General features: G+C 70.2%; 15 protein-coding genes. 6 read left to right on the forward strand and 9 right to left on the reverse strand.

Annotation, left to right across the window (positions count from 1 at the left end):
* Positions 1–59: 59 nt before the first annotated feature.
* The gene (locus MUN78_RS16720) at positions 60–1409 is read right to left on the reverse strand and encodes a 2-oxo acid dehydrogenase subunit E2 (RefSeq protein ID WP_283248403.1); all 1350 of its coding nucleotides are present in this window, start codon (positions 1407–1409) and stop codon (positions 60–62) included.
* Positions 1409–3598 carry an alpha-ketoacid dehydrogenase subunit alpha/beta gene (locus MUN78_RS14525; protein ID WP_244727368.1) on the reverse strand — a complete coding sequence of 730 codons (2190 nt, stop codon included), beginning with the start codon at positions 3596–3598 and terminating at the stop codon, positions 1409–1411. The genes MUN78_RS16720 and MUN78_RS14525 overlap by 1 nt, the downstream gene beginning before the upstream one ends.
* Before the next feature lie 160 nt (positions 3599–3758).
* On the opposite strand from MUN78_RS14525, the gene MUN78_RS14530 reads away from it, so the two are divergent.
* The gene (locus MUN78_RS14530; RefSeq protein WP_244691850.1) at positions 3759–4283 is read left to right on the forward strand and encodes a VOC family protein; all 525 of its coding nucleotides are present in this window, start codon (positions 3759–3761) and stop codon (positions 4281–4283) included.
* A gap of 21 nt (positions 4284–4304) precedes the next feature.
* Positions 4305–5009 carry a GntR family transcriptional regulator gene (locus MUN78_RS14535; protein ID WP_244727370.1) on the forward strand — a complete coding sequence of 235 codons (705 nt, stop codon included), beginning with the start codon at positions 4305–4307 and terminating at the stop codon, positions 5007–5009.
* Positions 5010–5037: 28 nt separating this feature from the next.
* On the opposite strand, the gene MUN78_RS14540 is transcribed toward MUN78_RS14535, so the two are convergent.
* A complete protein-coding gene (locus MUN78_RS14540) occupies positions 5038–6060 on the reverse strand; it encodes a ketopantoate reductase family protein (protein ID WP_244727372.1) in 1023 nt (340 codons plus the stop codon).
* A gap of 102 nt (positions 6061–6162) precedes the next feature.
* Here MUN78_RS14540 and MUN78_RS14545 point away from each other — a divergent pair, with 102 nt between their 5' ends.
* A complete protein-coding gene (locus MUN78_RS14545) occupies positions 6163–6474 on the forward strand; it encodes a Dabb family protein (RefSeq protein WP_244727374.1) in 312 nt (103 codons plus the stop codon).
* Positions 6471–7550, forward strand: coding sequence for a zinc-dependent alcohol dehydrogenase (locus MUN78_RS14550; RefSeq protein ID WP_244727376.1), 1080 nt, complete (start codon positions 6471–6473; stop codon positions 7548–7550). Before MUN78_RS14545 ends, MUN78_RS14550 begins: the two co-directional genes overlap by 4 nt.
* Before the next feature lie 67 nt (positions 7551–7617).
* Here MUN78_RS14550 and MUN78_RS14555 read toward each other — a convergent pair whose 3' ends face one another.
* Positions 7618–8325, reverse strand: a complete 708-nt coding sequence (locus MUN78_RS14555; RefSeq protein WP_244727378.1) for a helix-turn-helix domain-containing protein — start codon at positions 8323–8325, stop codon at positions 7618–7620.
* A gap of 117 nt (positions 8326–8442) precedes the next feature.
* Here MUN78_RS14555 and MUN78_RS14560 point away from each other — a divergent pair, with 117 nt between their 5' ends.
* Positions 8443–9825, forward strand: a complete 1383-nt coding sequence (locus MUN78_RS14560) for a M24 family metallopeptidase (RefSeq protein WP_244727380.1) — start codon at positions 8443–8445, stop codon at positions 9823–9825.
* Positions 9822–10700, forward strand: coding sequence for an NAD(P)-dependent oxidoreductase (locus tag MUN78_RS14565; RefSeq protein ID WP_244727382.1), 879 nt, complete (start codon positions 9822–9824; stop codon positions 10698–10700). Before MUN78_RS14560 ends, MUN78_RS14565 begins: the two co-directional genes overlap by 4 nt.
* Here MUN78_RS14565 and MUN78_RS16840 read toward each other — a convergent pair.
* The 5 genes from MUN78_RS16840 to MUN78_RS14585 all read right to left on the reverse strand — a co-directional run bounded on the left by MUN78_RS16840 (position 10597) and on the right by MUN78_RS14585 (position 15882).
* Positions 10597–10860, reverse strand: a complete 264-nt coding sequence (locus tag MUN78_RS16840) for a hypothetical protein (protein ID WP_429952332.1) — start codon at positions 10858–10860, stop codon at positions 10597–10599. The two genes, MUN78_RS14565 and MUN78_RS16840, sit on opposite strands and share 104 nt — an antisense overlap.
* Positions 10861–11162: 302 nt before the next feature.
* Positions 11163–12266 (reverse strand): zinc-binding dehydrogenase, encoded by a 1104-nt coding sequence (locus MUN78_RS14570; RefSeq protein ID WP_244727384.1) that lies wholly within the window; start codon positions 12264–12266, stop codon positions 11163–11165.
* Complete coding sequence (locus MUN78_RS14575; protein ID WP_244727386.1) at positions 12266–13258, reverse strand: DMT family transporter; 993 nt, start codon at positions 13256–13258, stop codon at positions 12266–12268. The genes MUN78_RS14570 and MUN78_RS14575 overlap by 1 nt, the downstream gene beginning before the upstream one ends.
* 75 nt (positions 13259–13333) lie before the next feature.
* Positions 13334–14410 (reverse strand): ABC transporter permease, encoded by a 1077-nt coding sequence (locus tag MUN78_RS14580; protein ID WP_244727388.1) that lies wholly within the window; start codon positions 14408–14410, stop codon positions 13334–13336.
* Positions 14407–15882 carry a sugar ABC transporter ATP-binding protein gene (locus tag MUN78_RS14585; RefSeq protein WP_244727389.1) on the reverse strand — a complete coding sequence of 492 codons (1476 nt, stop codon included), beginning with the start codon at positions 15880–15882 and terminating at the stop codon, positions 14407–14409. The genes MUN78_RS14580 and MUN78_RS14585 overlap by 4 nt, the downstream gene beginning before the upstream one ends.
* Between the last annotated feature and the right edge of the window lie 57 nt (positions 15883–15939).

Consider the following 15939-nt stretch of genomic DNA (forward strand, 5'->3'; position numbering starts at 1 on the left):
ATGTCATCCCCGGGCGCTCGGGTCCAGGGGTACCGGCGGGCGCCCCCGGCGACGGAGGCTCAGACGAGGATGCTCATCGGCTGCTCGATGCGCCGCGTGAACGCGGCGAGCCACTCGGCGGCGAGCGCTCCGTCGAGCACGCGATGGTCCGCCGACAGGGTCACCGTCATGACGGTCGCGACCCCGAGCGAGCCGTCCGCCTCCACGACGGGGCGCTTCTCGGCGGCGCCGACGGCCAGGATGCCGGACTGCGGCGGGTTGAGGATCGCCGAGAACGCGCTCGTCCCGTACATGCCGAGATTCGAGACGGAGAAGGAGCCGCCCTCGAGCTCGTGCTGCTTGAGCCCGCCGTCCCGAGCACGCTCGGCGAGATCGCGGATCGCGGCGCCGAGTTCGCCGAGCGCGAGGCGCTCCACCCCGCGCACGACCGGGGTCAGGAGCCCGCCAGGGACGGAGACCGCGACCGAGATGTCGACGCTCTCGAAGCGACGGGTCGCCTCGTCGGTCCAGATCGCGTTCGCCTCGGGGACGTCGCGCAGCGCGCCGGCCACCGCCTTCACGACGAAGTCGTTCACCGAGACGCGCGTGCCCTCGATCGCGTTGATCTGCGCCCGGAGCGCCAGCAGCGCGTCCATCCGGCAGTCGGCGACGAGGTAGAAGTGCGGCACCGTGCTCTTGCTCTCCGCGAGCCGGCGGGCGATCGCCCGGCGCATGCCGGTGTGCGGCACGTCCGTGAAGCCCGCGGCCGGCCGGGCCACCGACGCCGGGGCGGCCGGTGCCGGGGCCTCCGGCGCCCGGGCGGGAGCCGCTGCCGGGACCGCCGGCGCGGCGGGAGCCGCCTCGAGCCCCTCGATGTCGCGACGCACGATGCGCCCGTTGGGGCCGGATCCCTGCACACCGCTCAGGTCGAAGCCGCGCTCCCGCGCGAGCTTGCGCACGAGGGGGCTCGCGAAACGGCGCTCCCCCGGCTCGGGGGCCCCGGCCGCGGGACGCGCTGCGGCAGCGGCGTCAGCGCCAGCCCGATCCGGAACCGCCGCCGGATCCGGCACCGCTGCCGGATCCGGCACCGAGGCGGTGTCGATCGAGATGGGTTCGGCGGGGGCCGCCGGGTCGGGCGCCGCCGACCCGGACGCCGCCCCCGCCTCGGCGAGCGCCTCCTCCGCGGACTGACCGCCCGTGGCCAGCACGGCGATCGGGGCGCCGACGGCGGCCGACGCGCCGGCCTCGAGCAAGAGTCCGGCGACGACGCCGCCCTGCTCAGCGGCGTACTCGACGGTGGCCTTCTCGGTCTCGATCTCGACGATCTCCTGCCCGTCGGCCACGGCGTCCCCCACCGCGACGAGCCAGCCCGCGATCGCGGCCTCGGCCGAGCCCGTCGCGATCTCCGGCATGCGTACGATCGCGGCCATCACTTGCCTCCCCATGCTGCCCGCACGGCTTCGAGCCCCGCGACGACCTCCTCGGTGCCGGCGAACGCGGCCCGCTCGAGCACCTTGGAGATGCTCGGGCTCGCCTCGCCGCCCGTGACGCGCGCCACCGGCTGATCGAGCCAGTCGAAGTAGCGGCGCTGGATCTCGTCGGCGAGCCACGCCCCGTAGGAGGGGCCCTGCGCGCCCTGCTCGACGATCACCACGGCGTTCGTCTTCGTGATGCTCTCGCCGATCGTGTCCCAGTCGATCGACGCGCGATCGAGCCAGCGCAGGTCGATGACCTCACCGTCGATGCCGGTCTGCTCGACGGCCTCGAGCGAGTGCTCCACCATCTTCAGGTAGGTGAGCACCGTCACCTCGGATCCCTCGCGACGGACGGCCGCCGACCCCGGGGGGATGATGTAGTCGAGATCGCCGGCGGGCAGCCGGTCGGCGTCGCCGTACTGCATCATGTGCTCGATGACGAGCACCGGATCCTCGAGCGCGAGGGCGGCGTTCATGAGGCCCACGTAGTCGGCCGCGGTCGACGCGGCGACGATGCGCCACCCGGGCGCGGTCGCGAAGATGCCCGCGGGATCCATAAGGTGCTGCGAGCCGTAGCCCGAGCCCATCGCGACCTTCGTGCGCAGCACGAGCGGCACGTCGTTGTTGTCGCCGAACATGTGGCGCGCCTTGCCCGCCTGGTTGAAGACCTGGTCGGCTGCCACCCACATGAAATCGGGGTACATGAACTCGACGACCGGGCGGATCCGCCCGTCGAGCGCCGCTCCGGTCGCGAAGCCGAAGAACGCGTTCTCGCTGATGGGAGTGCCCACGACCCGCTTCGAGCCGTACTTCTCGGCGAGCCCCTTCGTGGCGCCGTTCGTGCCGCCGCCGAGGTTGTGCACGTCCTCACCGAGCACGACGATGCGGTCGTCGAGCTCCATGCGGCGATCCATGACCTGTGCCACGGCATCCACGAACTTGACGTCGCGCCACTCGCCGCCGATCTCGGAGGGCTCCACGATCTCGAGCCCCGCGAGCTCGCTCGCGTCGCTGCGGATCCCGGCATCGACCCACGCGGGGTCGGGCCACAGCGCCGGGATGATCCTACGCTTGCCCTCACGCTCGGGGTCGTCCTCGATGAGCGCGCGCACGGCGTCGGCCATGGCCTGCTTGGCCTGATCCTTCACCGCCGTGACCTCGGCCTCGCTCGCGTACCCGAGTTCCTGCAGCTTCTGACCCATGAGAGCGAGCGGATCGCGGCCGCGCCACGACTTCTCCTCGTCCTTCGTGCGGTAGCCGAACGCGCTGCCGGGGAAGGGTCCGTTCTGGTGGAAGAAGCGGTAGACCTCGGCCTCGATGAGCGCGGGGCCCTCGCCCGCCCGCATGCGCTCGAGCGCCTCCTGCGTCGCGAGGTGCACGGCGAGCGGATCCATGCCGTCGACGCGCCAGGCCGGGATCGAGAACCCCTGGCCACGGATGGAGAAGCGCGGGTCGGCGGAGGCCTCGCGCGCGTGCGTCGAGACGGCGTAGAGATTGTTCTCGATGAAGAACATGAGCGGCGTCTGCCAGATCGCCGCGAGGTTCATCGATTCGAGCACCGAGCCGATCTGGCTCGAGCCGTCGCCGAAGTAGTTGATCGAGACGTCGTCGGTGCCGGCGAAGCGCTGCGCCCACCCGTTGCCGCCGGCGAGCGGCGCGCCGCCGCCGACGATCGCGTTGGTGCCGAGCGCCCCGGCCTCGAGCCACTGCAGGTGCATCGAACCGCCGCGGCCGCCGGAGAAGCCCTGGGCGAGGCCGAGGATCTCGGCGAGGGTGCGCTGCAGCATGGCCTGCATGTCGCCGTCGACCAGGGCGTCGAGCGACAGCTCCCCGCCGGCGACGTGGGTGATGGCCTTCGCGAGGAACTGATGGTGACCGCGGTGCGAGCCGTTGACCGCGTCGCTCGAGCGCAGCGCGACGATCGAACCGACCGCCCCGCCCTCCTGCCCGATGCTCGAGTGGGCGGGGCCGTGGACGAGGCCGGCCCCCGCGAGCTCCAGCACGGTCTCCTCGAAGCTGCGGATCAGCTGGATCTCGCCGAGCATGGTCGCGAGCAGCCGGGGGTCCGCCGCCTTCCAGTCTGCGGCCGTGGTGCTGAGTTCGACCCAGGGCACCCCCGTGTCGAGCTTGCGGCGTTTGGGCATGTTGATCTCCATCGATGCGGGAATGATTGCTGCCGAGAGTACGGGAGATTGAATCCAATCTCAAGCACGACCACCCGGAAAGCTCGCGATTCACGCCCGTCTATGGCAAACTTTGGATGCAATTGCGCGACTCAGCGATTCGACGAAGCGGAGCAGGACCATGGCGATCCCCGGCATCAGCGGCACCGATCATTTCGGCTTCACCGTCCCCGACCTCGACGAGGCCGAACGCTTCCTCGTCGACATCCTCGGCGCCGAGCCGATCTACACGCTCGGGGCGAAGCGCGCCGACGACGAGTGGATGCGGACGCAGATCGGCGTCCACCCGCGCACCGTGATCGAGGAGATCCGCTTCTACCGGCTGCACACCGGCGCCAACCTCGAGGTCTTCAAGTACGCCGCCGCCGACGGCCAGCGGCCGCAGCCCCGCAACAGCGACATCGGGGGGCATCACCTCGCGCTCTACGTCCAGGACATGGACGCCGCCGTCGCATACCTCCGCGACCGCGGAGTGGAGGTCATGGGCGAACCGGTGGCGAGCCGACAGGCGGCCGAGGGTCAGCGCTGGGTCTACTTCCGCGCGCCCTGGGGCATGCAGTTCGAGCTCGTCAGCTTCCCGACCGGCAAGGCGTACGAACGCGAGGCCCCCGTGCGGCTGTGGCACCCGGACGACCCGGCGAACTGACGCCGGGGATACGGTGGGGACATGGGCAGCCAGGAGAAGGACACGAGCACGATGACGGAGGCCGCGACCACGCGCGGCGGAGACGCCGGCGAGCGCATCGCCGGCAGCATCCGCGAGGAGATCCTGGCGGGGGCGCTCAGCCCCGGCGCGCGGATCAGGCAGGAGGAGCTCGCCGAGCGCTTCGGCGCGAGCCGCGTGCCGGTGCGCGAGGCGCTCCGGATCCTCGTCCACGAGGGGCTCGTCACCTCGGTCGCGAATGCCGGCTCCTGGGTGTCGCGCCTCACGCTCGCCGAGTGCGAGGAGGTCTATCTCATGCGCGAGCGGCTCGAACCGCTGCTGCTGCGCTTCAGCGCCCCCGGGCTCGACGAGGCCGACTTCGCGCGGCTCGAGGAGCTCGCGGCGCGCGTCGCCGAGGCCTCCGCCGCGGCCGACGTCGACGGCTTCCTCAGGCACGACCGGGCCTTCCACCTGGCGAGCTACGCGCACGCGCGGACCCAGCAGCTCGGCGACGTCATCGCGAAGCTGTGGAACACGACCGCGCCCTACCGTCGCGCCTACGTCGCGGCCTGGACGCCCGAACTGCGCCGCCTCGCGGACGACGAGCACAACATCCTGATCCAGACGCTCCGCGACGGCGACTTCGAGGAGGCCGAGCGGGTGCTCGCCGGACACATCAGGCGCACCAGGCGGCAGCTCGCGAAGCACCCGGAGATCTTCGGGGCGTAGCGGTGCACTTGCGGACACAGAGTCCGGTCTACCCCACGCGCATCTCACCGAGCAGCGCGGGGTCGGGCCGGACCTCGCCACGCTCGATCCGCCGCGCGAGCTCCAGCACACGGCGATTCGCCGGCACCTCGATTCCGACCCGATCTGCCATCAGCACGACGTGCCCGTTCAGATCCTCCGCTTCGCTGCGACGCCCGCGCTGCCAATCCTGCAGCACCGTCGTCGTCGCCCCGGGGCGGACGAAACCCGCGAAAAGCTGGTCCGTCATGTTCGCCACCACCCGAGAGGGATCGCGCACCTGCTGCTCCGAGAGGCCGAAGATGGGGAGCGTCGCATGGCCGAGCGCAGCGCCGACGCGGAGGGCTTCGTCGCCGAGCTCGATCATCAACTCCCGGTAGCCCGTCAGGTGCATCGCATCCAGCATCGGCAGGTTCAGGATCGCGGAGGAGACAAGCAGCGTCGCGTTGCTGACGAGCTTCATCCACTTGGCCGATTCGATGTCCTCGAAGTGCTCGACCCGGCCAGCGGCGGAGAGCAGCTCGGTCACGACGGACTCGCGCGCCGGATCCCCGCCCTCGACCAGACCAGTGGCGAACCACGCGCTCTCCCTGCCGGTATGCCGGTGCACGAGACCGGGTTCGAACATCGTCGCCGAGCACTCGATCACTGTGCCGACGGTGCGCTCCGCGCCGACGGCATCGCGCACCGCGGGGGTCGTCATGCCGTTCTGCACGCCGGCCATCACGCCGCTCTCGGCGAGAAGCGGGGCGATGAGCTGCGCCGCCCACCTCGCATCGTACGCCTTCATCAACATCAGCACGACGTCGAACGGTGCGCGCTCCTCTGCGACCTCGCACAGGTGGATCGCCCGCGGGCGAACGGTCCGCTCCTCCCCCTCGGTCACGATCGTGAGCCCTACTGTGCGCATCCGTTCCACGTGCGCCGGCCACTGCTCGATGAGCGTGACGTCGTGTCCGGCCTCGAAGAGATCCGCTCCGATCGAAGCGCCGTTGGCACCCGCACCCAGTACCGCGATCCGCGCATCGCCCATGATGCTCCGCCTTCCGTCCGATCCGGCCACCGCGCACCGTCGAGTGCGCAGCCATGCGGAACAATGTACACTTCCACTAAACATCACTCAAGGAGGAGCCGTATGATCCTGCACATTGCCAATTTCCATTGGAAGTCGGAGGTCACCGAAGAACGCGTCGCCGCGCTCACAGCGGCACTGACGGAGATGGCCGCCCAGCTCGACTGCATCCAGTCGTACGCCGCCGGCCCCAATCTCCATCTGCGTCCCGGCGGATCCGACTACGCGGTCGCCGCGATCGTCGCGGACGGCGATGCGCTCGACGCGTACCTCGATCATCCACTGCACCAGCAGGTCTACACGGATTTCCTCGGCACGATGCTCGAGAGCCGCGAGGCCGCCCAGCTGCCGATCGCCTCGGGCAGCTTCGCATGAGCTCATCACAGGCGGGCACGATGCGAGCGGCCGTGCTGCACGCCGTCGGCGACCTCCGGATCGATGAGGTCCCTGTGCCGGTGCCGGGTCCGGGCGAGGTGCTCATCAAGATCGGGGTCTGCGGCGTCTGCGGCAGCGATGCGGTGGAGTACGGCAAGCAGCTCGTCCTGGCCCACCCACCGGTCACCCTCGGACACGAGTTCGTCGGCACGGTCGAGGCTCTCGGCACCGACGTCACCGGGCTCGAAGTCGGCGCGACGGTCGTCTCCGGCGCGGGCATCTCCTGCGGCGCCTGCAAACCCTGCCTCGCCGGGCGCACGAACCTCTGCCGCAGCTACACGACGCAGGGTTTCCACCACGACGGCGGCCTCGCAGGATACGTCGTCGCACCGGCGGCCATCGTCCTCGACGTCAGCGACTCCGGGCTCGCCGTGGATACCCTCGGGCTCACTCAGCCGATGGCCATCGCGGTGCACGCCGTGCGGCGCAGCGGACTGACCGCCGGAGACACCGCGGTGATCGTCGGCGCCGGTGGCATCGGCGCGTTCATCACCGTCGCCGCCGCAGGAACCGGAGCCGAGGTGATCGTCGTCGATCTCAACGAGGAACGCCTCGAGCTCGCCCGCGCGCTCGGCGCAGCCCACACCTTCCTGGCCGGCGGCGATCCACTCGCCGAGCAGCTCTCCGCGGCCGGGCTCGACCCCGACGTGTTCTTCGAGGTCAGCGGATCCGCTCCGGGTTTCGCTTCGGTCCTCGATGCGGCGGCCCCCGGGTCGACGATCGTTCCGGTCGGGGTCCAGCGGACTCCGCCGCAGCAGGCCATCGGCACATGGACGCTCAGCGAGTATCTCATCGTCGGCACGGTGGCCCACGTCTTCGCGACCGACTTCCCCGAAGCGATCCGACTGCTGAGCACCCGCCCGGACTGGAGCGACATCGCGAGCGAGGTCGTGCCGCTGGGCGAGCTGATCCCGCAGGCACTCGATCCGCTACTGAACGGCGCTGCGGCGCAGATCAAAACCCTCATCGATCCCTGGATCGAGGTCCCCCGACCGGCGCTGCACGTCCGTCCGTGATCCGGAATGCGACGGTCGCCCATCGCGTCGAGTGCATCGCGGCGGGCGATCGTCGTTCCGGGGGCAACTACGCGCTCACGCTGCGGTGCAGCGCATCCGTCCCTGAGCCGCTGGACCCGTGCGTTCGCTCAGCCGTACCGGCATCCACTACACTTCCCGCGCTGCCGCGACCGACGATGAACCAGACGCCCTTCGCCGGGACCGCTCCCTGGTTCGAAACGATGTGGGGGCGCTCGGAGTCGAAGTGAAAGGAGTCGCCCGGGCCGAGCAGGAAGGTGTCGAACTCGAGTCGCAGCGTGATCTCCCCCTCTAGCACGTAGCCGTACTCCTGCCCGCGATGCTGCATGAACTTGCCCTCGATGGAGCTGGAGGCCCCCGGGGCGTACGAGACGAGCACGGGATCGGCGGCCCCACCCGGCTGCATCGCCAAGCGCTCCCAACGCACCCCGTTCTCCATCTCGATCACCGGGTTCTCCGAGGCGCGCTGCACGCTCGAGCTCACGGGGACGGTGCGAGCCGGCGCGTCCCCCCGCGCCTCACTCACCTGCTCAGCCGGCCTCTCGACGGCGCCGAGCCCGAGCAGCTCATCGAGGGAGACGTCCAAGTAGCTCGCCAGCGCGTAGAGCGTGGCCACCGAGGGCCGGGTCTTCCCGGTTTCCACCTGCGAGATGAGGCTCGCGGAGACGCCGAGTGCCTGCGCGACACCGCGCAGGCTCAGGCGACGCGCCAGGCGGGCTGAACGCAGGCGTTCACCAATACTTTCCTCTGGGGACATGGTCTCTCCGAGATTCTCTCGATTTTCCCGCCGGAGGGTCGACGAGATGCGTTAAGCTCTACTTTACAACTTGTTGTATTGCGGGAGCGTGTATTCCCCATGCTAGGAGAGGTTTCAATGAAGAGCACTGGCACCACGGGCACGAACGGCGTCGACTGGGAGCAGCGGGTCGACTTCGACCAGCTACGGGACGACCGCCTCGACCGGCTGAAGGCAGAACTCAAGAAGTCCGAGCTGGGCGCCGTGCTCGCGTTCGACTTCTCGAACATCCGCTACATGAGCGCGACCCACATCGGCACATGGGCGATGGACAAGCTCATCCGCTTCTCGCTGCTCACGCGCAACACCGACCCGATCGTCTGGGACTTCGGCTCCGCGGCCAAGCACCATCAGCTCTACAACCCCTGGCTCGACGTCACCTCGTCCGAGATGGATGCGAACCCCCACGCCCCGCACGAGGGTGCGAAGCGGCCCCGGTTGGAGAACGGCGCGCGCGCGGGGATCTCCACACTGCGCGGCGCGTTCCCGCCGGACGCCGAGATGGCGGCCGACCTCGCGAAGAAGATCAAGCGCGAACTCGAGAAGTTCGGCGTCGCGAACGAGCCTCTCGGCGTCGACGTCATCGAGATGCCGGTGCTCATGGCGTTGCGCGCGGAGGGAATCGACGTCGTCGATGGGCAGCAGATTTTCATGGAGGCCCGGCGGATCAAGACCCACAACGAGATCCGTCTGCTCACCCAGGCCGCGTCCATGGTCGATGCCGCGTACGAGGAGCTCTACCGATTCCTGCGTCCCGGTGTCCGAGAGAACGAGGCCGTCGGACTCGTCGCGAAGACCCTCTACGACCTCGGCTCCGAATACGTTGAGGGTGTCAACGCGATCTCCGGCGAGCGCTGCGCGCCCCATCCCCACGTCTTCTCGGATCGGCTGATCCGCCCGGGCGACCCGGCATTCTTCGACATCCTGCACAGCTGGAACGGCTACCGCACCTGCTACTACCGCACCTTCGCCGTCGGCTCGGCGAGTATCGCCCAGCGCGATGCGTACAAGCGAGCGCGCGAGTACATGGACCGCGCGATCGCGCTCGTCCGTCCGGGGGCCACGACCGCCGACATCGTCAAGGTCTGGCCGAAGGCCGAGGAGTTCGGCTTCCCCGATGAGATGGCAGCCTTCGCCCTGCAGTACGGTCACGGAGTCGGGCTCTCGATCTGGGAGAAGCCGATCTTCTCCCGACTCACCTCGCTCGAGCACCCCGAGCTCATCGAGGAGGGCATGGTGTTCGCCCTTGAGACCTACTGGCCCTCCGCCGACGGCTGGGGCGCCGCCCGAATCGAGGAGGAGGTCGTCGTGACCGCTGACGGCTGCGAGGTGATCACGAAGTTCCCCGCGGAGGATCTCATCGTTGCCGGCAGCCAATACTACACGATCGACGGGCCCCTCAACCTGCAGCGCGACTCCCAATCGCATAAGAACACGATCTGGGGACGCGGCGAGGCATGAGCACCGTCGGCTTCCTCGGCCTCGGCACGATGGGCCGGGCCATGTCGGCCCGGCTCGTCGAGGCCGGGCACGACGTGATCGTGTGGAACCGTTCCGCCGCCGCGGTGGAGGACCTCGTCGCGGCCGGCGCGCGCGCGGCCACGACCCCGGCGGAGGCGCTGAGCGCCACACTCTCCTTCTCCATGCTGGCCAACGACGCGGCCGTCACGGAGGTCCTCACGGACGAGGCGCTCTCCGAGTGCCGCGCGAAGACCCACGTGATGATGTCGTCCATCAGCCCGGCGCTCTCGGACCGACTGCACTCGCGCTTCGAAAGTTCCGATGCGAACTACGTCGCGGCCCCGGTGCTCGGCCGCCCGGACGTCGCGGCCGCCGGGCAGCTCAACATCCTGGCCGCAGGCGACGAGCGCACGACCGACGCGCTCGCGCCCTACTTCGCGATCCTCGGGAAACGGACGTGGTATCTCGGCGAACGGCCGTCGGTGGCGAACGCGGTGAAGGCCGCGGTGAACTACAACATCATCCACGCGATGCAGGCCATCGGCGAATCCGTCGCGATGACCGAGCGGCTCGGCGTCGCGCCGGAGGTGTTCACCGAACTGCTCAGCTCGACGCTCTTCGGCGGCGTCGTCTACTCCGGCTACGGCGCGATCATCGCGCGCGAGGAGTACCACCCGCCGGGCTTCCACGTGGCGCTCGGCCGGAAGGACCTCGCACTCGCCGAGGCCGTGGCCGAGGCGACCGGGGTGCGCCCGGCGACCCTGCCGGCGCTCATCGCGGCGTTCGAGACCGCGCTCGCCGATCCCGAGCTGCGCGACGGGGACTGGAGTGTGATCGCCGAGACCTCGCGCCGCCAGGGACGCGAACCGCGCTGAGCGCGGCGGCGCACGCACGACGAAGCGGGGCGGGGATCCATCGATCCCCGCTCCCGCTTCGTCGCGCAGCGGGAGCGGTACCGGGGCGGTGCCTGCAGCCGAGGTTGCGCCCCTGCCCCACGGGCCACACCGGGACGCCGTGGCGATTCGCCGCTCGCATGATCTCCTGCACGTCCGCGGTGCTCGCCGGGCGCACGACGCCGGCTGCCGTGCGCACCCGGTCGTCGCCGAGGGCGCAGGGGTCGAGGTAGCGGTCGTCGATGGCGCCGGTGCCCGGCTCGGGCAGTGCGGAGACGTAGGGCGTCGCCGAGCCCGGCGGCGAGCTCGGCGAGCATCGCCTGCACGGGACGCGGGTCGACGGGGGCGGATTCGGAGTGCATCGGGGAGGCTTTTCTGCGGGGCGGGGCGCGCAAACCGGGTGCGGAGCGCGAACGGGAGGACCGCGGGCCCGCGGTCAGGGGGTCAGCGGGGGAAGGAGATGATCGGGGTGATCTCGCGCCGCTCGCGCGCGGCCGCGAGCGTGGCGGCGATCTCATCGAGCGGGCGGATGCCGCCGAGCATGGCGGCGACGTCGAAGCTGCCGTCCGCCAGCCAGGGGAGGAATCTGGCGAGGTCGCGGCGCATGTCGAGGCGGCCGCTCTGCGAGCTCCGTACGTCGCGTCCGCGCAGCGCCAGGTCGTAGAGCGGGAGCGACACCCGCGTGTCCCGGGCGACGTACGAGGTGAGGGTCGTCACGCCGCCGTTGCGGGTGCCGAGGAAGGCCTGTTCCACCGCATCGGTGGTGCCGCCCGCGTCGAAGCCGTAGTCGGCGCCGCGCCCTCCGGTCTCCGCGCGCACGACGTCGAGCAGCGATTCGGCGGCGGGATCGACGACCCGGGTCGCTCCGACGCGGGCGGCGAGCGCGGCGCGGGCCGGGGAGGTCTCGGCGGCGATGATCGTCGTCGCGCCGAGGATCCGCGCCGCCTGAATCATCCACAGCCCGATCTGGCCGCAGCCCACGACCAGCACCGAACTGCCCGGCACCACCTGCGCGACGTTGACGACCGCGCCGGCGCCCGAGACGATGCCGCAGCCGAGCATGGAGAGCCACGCATCCGGCAGCGCGTCGTCGACGGCCCACACCTGCGTGTCGCGGATGACCGTGGCCTCCGCGTACGCGCCGGTCGCCCCCGGTGCGAAGACCTCGCGGCCGTCGGCGAGCGCCCCCATCACGGGCGCCCCCGAGAAGAGTCCGGCGCACTGGTCGATGCGCCCGGCGCGACACCAGTAGCATTCTCCGCATTCCGGCGTCGCGGTGAGTACCACGCGGGTCCCCGGCCGGAGCGCGGACTCCGCCCCGGCCTCGGCGATCGTGCCCACGGCCGCATGGCCGAGAACCGCAGGCAGCGTGCCGGTGGCCTCCAGGCCCATGTCGCCGCGCAGGGCGATCCAGTCGCTGAGGCAGAACGCGCTCGCGGCGAGCTCGACCACGACGTCGCGGGGGCCAGGATCGCGCAGCCGGAGCTCGGCGATGCGGAACTCCGTCGCCCCGGTCTCGGCGATCGCCGCGCGCACCTGCCGCGCCATCAGCGCGCCTCCTGCGAGAGCGCCGAAGCTGCGGCACGGCGGTCGCGCCGTCGCGAAGATCCCGGCCCGGTGCGTAGGCTCGCGATCGAGACCGCGAGCACGGCAAGCACCGCGCTGCCGACCGAGGCGGCGGTGAGCCCGACGCGATCGACCGGGACGAGGAGATCGAGGACGATGCCGCCGAGCGCCTGCCCGGCCGCGACGCAGAGCATCACGCTGAGCACCCCGACGATCCGCACGGTGAGCGCCGAGACGACGCCGATCACCGCGCCGAGGATCCCGCCGAGCGGCGCCCAGTACGGGATCGCGGCGAAGTCGATCTCGCTCGTCGCCGCAGAGATCGCGAGCGCGATCAGCACGAAGACGAGCGTGACGGAGAAGTTGATGACGGACATCACCGAGAACTCGCCGGTGACGACCACGAGCCAGGCGTTCGCCGCCTGCTGCACGGCGATGAGCGCTCCCGAGAGCACGATCAGCGGCAGCAGCCAGGCGTTGTCGAGCTCGATCCGCCCGGTCGCGCCCACGGCGATCGCCGCGAGAGCGATGACGATGCCGATCGCGCGGTACGCGGTCAGCGGCCGCCGCCCGCCCGGACCGAGCCCTCCGGAGTCGGCGATCACCGAGCCGGCGAGCTGCCCGAGCGTCACGGCGACGCCGACGACGACGACCCCGAGCACCGGGGTGACGGAGATCACGATGAGCACGCCGACGAAGCCCATCAGCCCGCCGAGGAACCACCACGGGCGCGGCCGGACCGGCTGGGTCCGCAGCGTCGCCCTGGCCCGCGGGAACGCGCCGGTGGCCAGCGCGAACGCCGTGGCCAGCACGAGCGCGCTGCCGTGGTTGAGCGCCGTTGCGAGCACCGCGGAGTCGACGATGACGTTGACGTGGCCGTTCACGGAGGTCTGCGCGGAGACGCCGACCCCGGCGGCGATTGCCGCGGCGATCGCGATCGCCGCGACCCGTGAGCGCGATGCACGTTGCGTCATGCGCATCCCCTATTCTGTCGATCGTCATGCGGTGCTGAGCTGCCCGGTACGGCACCCGGCCGGCAGCGCCGCGGCTCAGCCGCTCGATTTCTTCTGGAACGGCAGGACGCGACGGATCGCCCCGGCCCGACGAGACGTGCGCTCCCACTTCGAGAGCCCGACTGCGGCGAGCAGCGCCACACCGTTGAACAGGTCGCTCACCCAGCCCTGCGCGCCGAGCAGTTGCAGTCCCTTGATCCCGACGGCGAGCACGTACACGGAGACGACGGTGCCCCAGACGTTGAAGCGTCCGCCTCGGAACTGCGTCGATCCGAGGAAGACCGCGGTGAGCGCCGGGAGCAGCATGTCCGGCCCGACGGTGGGATCCCCCGCATTGATCCGCGAGGCGAGGAGCGTGCCGGCGAGCGAGGCGATGATGCCGCCGACGACGAGGGAGATGATCTTGATGCGGTCGACGTTCACGCCCGACAGCCTGGCCCCGTCCGGGTTGTAACCGACGGCGTACATCCGACGGCCGAACGGCGTGCGTTCCAACACGAACCAGACGAGGAGCGCGACGAAGAGCATGATGAACACCGGCGTGCTGATCTTGAAATTGGGGTTCGACGCCGAGAGCGGGATGCCGCTCGTCGCCAGCATGCGGAAGCCGTCCTGCAGGCCGATGATCTGCCGATTCTCCGACAGATAGGCGAGAGCAGCCATCAGCACGGAACTCATGCCGAGCGTGGCGATGAACGAGTCGATCTTCGCCTTCGTCACGAGCAGACCGGAGACGATACCGATGAGGGCGCCGGCGAGGATCGCGAGCGGCGCCGCGATACCCCACGGCAGGTCGAGCTTCACCTGCAGCACCGAGACGAAGATCACCGCGAACCCCACCTCCGCGCCGATGGCCAGGTTGAACACGCCGCAGATCAGCGGCACGAGCACGGCGATCGCGGCGAGCACGGTGATGGACTGCGCGTCGAGAAGCACGAGCCAGGTTCCCGCGGTCAGGAAGGTCTTGGGGGTGACCAGCGCGAAGATCACGAACAGCACCACGAAGATGTAGAGCGCGCTGATGTTGCGGAACGAGAGCAGGGTGAGGACGCGGCTCCGTGCCGGCAGCTCCGGTGCCACTTCCTGCAGCGTGATGGTTTCCGTCTTCTTCATTTCGATTCCTCGCTCATCAGGCCGTAGCCCTCCATGATCAGTCGTGACTCGGTCAATTCGTCTCCCGAGAGCTCGGCGCCGACGCGCCCGTCCCGCAGCACCAGCACGCGGTCGCACAGGCGTACGAGCTCCTTCGCATCGGAGGAGCAGACGAGCACCGCGGTGCCGTCGGCGGCGACGCGGTCGACCGCGTCATAGATCGCGCGCTTCGCTCCGACGTCCACACCCTGCGTGGGCTCCTCCAGCAGCAGCAGCGACGGATCGTTGCGGAGCCACTTGGCGAACACGATCTTCTGCTGATTGCCGCCGGAGAACTGGGAGAACACCTGCTCGGGGCGCGGCGGACGCACCCCGTATTCGGCGACGAGTTCTGCGGCCTGCCGGCGCTCAGCGCGTTCGTCGACCGTACCGAAGCGCGTCGTGAGCGCGGAGAAGTTGGGCAGGGTCATGTTCTCGCGCGCGGTCAGCGGGTGCACGGAGCCGTACTTTGCGCGATCGCCCGGAACGAAGCCGATCCCGCGCCGGATGCTCTCGCGCGGAGAGCGTCGCGCGTAGGGCTCACCCGCGAGTGTGAAGCCGCGGTCGGAGCACTCCTCCGTGCCGAAGACCATCGCGGGCAGCGCTTCGCGTCCGGAACCCAGCACACCGGCGATCCCGACGACCTCGCCGGCACGGACCTGGAGATCGACATCATCGATCACTGCACCGGTCAGGCCGGTGACGTCGAGCACGACTTCCCCGACGCCGCGTCCGCTGGCGCCGTGCGCCTCTTCCTCCTTGGTCACCCCCGTGACGAAGGTCACCAGTCGGTCGTGGTCGAGCGTCGCGGTGGGCTCGTCGGCGACCTTCGTACCGTCGCGGAGCACGACGACGCGGTCGGCGAGGTCCATGACCTCGTCGAGACGATGGGAGATGAAGATCACCCCTGCACCGGCTGCCGCGAGCCTGCGCACCGCGGCGAAGAGCACCTCGACCTCACTGGCGTGCAGGGCCTCTGTCGGCTCATCGAGAATGAGGACATTGCGCGGATGCGCCCAACCGTCCAGTGCCCGCGCGATCGCGATGATCGAGCGCTGCGCCGGAGCGAGCGTGCCGACGGGGGCATCGACGTCGAACGGCTCTCCGAAGCGGGAGATCAAGTCGCGGGCGTGTGCGCGCTCGGCATTCGCGCGGAACGGGGCCAGCGCGCTGAGGCCGGTGTCGCGGGAGAGCCCGAGGTTCTCGATCGCGGTGAGTTCGGCGGCGAGGCCGAGATCCTGATGGATCACGTACAGTTCGGACTGCTCCCCCGCCTGATTCGCGAGGTGCACCTCGCCGGCGTCCTCCGTGTAGATCCCGGCGAGGATCTTCACGAGCGTCGATTTGCCCGAGCCGTTGTGTCCGACGACCGCGACGATCTCGCCGCTGGCGAGGTCGAGTGAAACGTCGTCGAGCGCCCGGAGCCCCGGGAACTCTTTTACGATCCCCGACACGGTCAGGAGCTGTTGCGGGGCCGTTCCATCCGCCCCGCCGCTTCCATCAATTGCTAC

This window comes from Leucobacter allii, assembly GCF_022919155.1.
Taxonomy (GTDB): Bacteria; Actinomycetota; Actinomycetes; order Actinomycetales; family Microbacteriaceae; genus Leucobacter; species Leucobacter allii.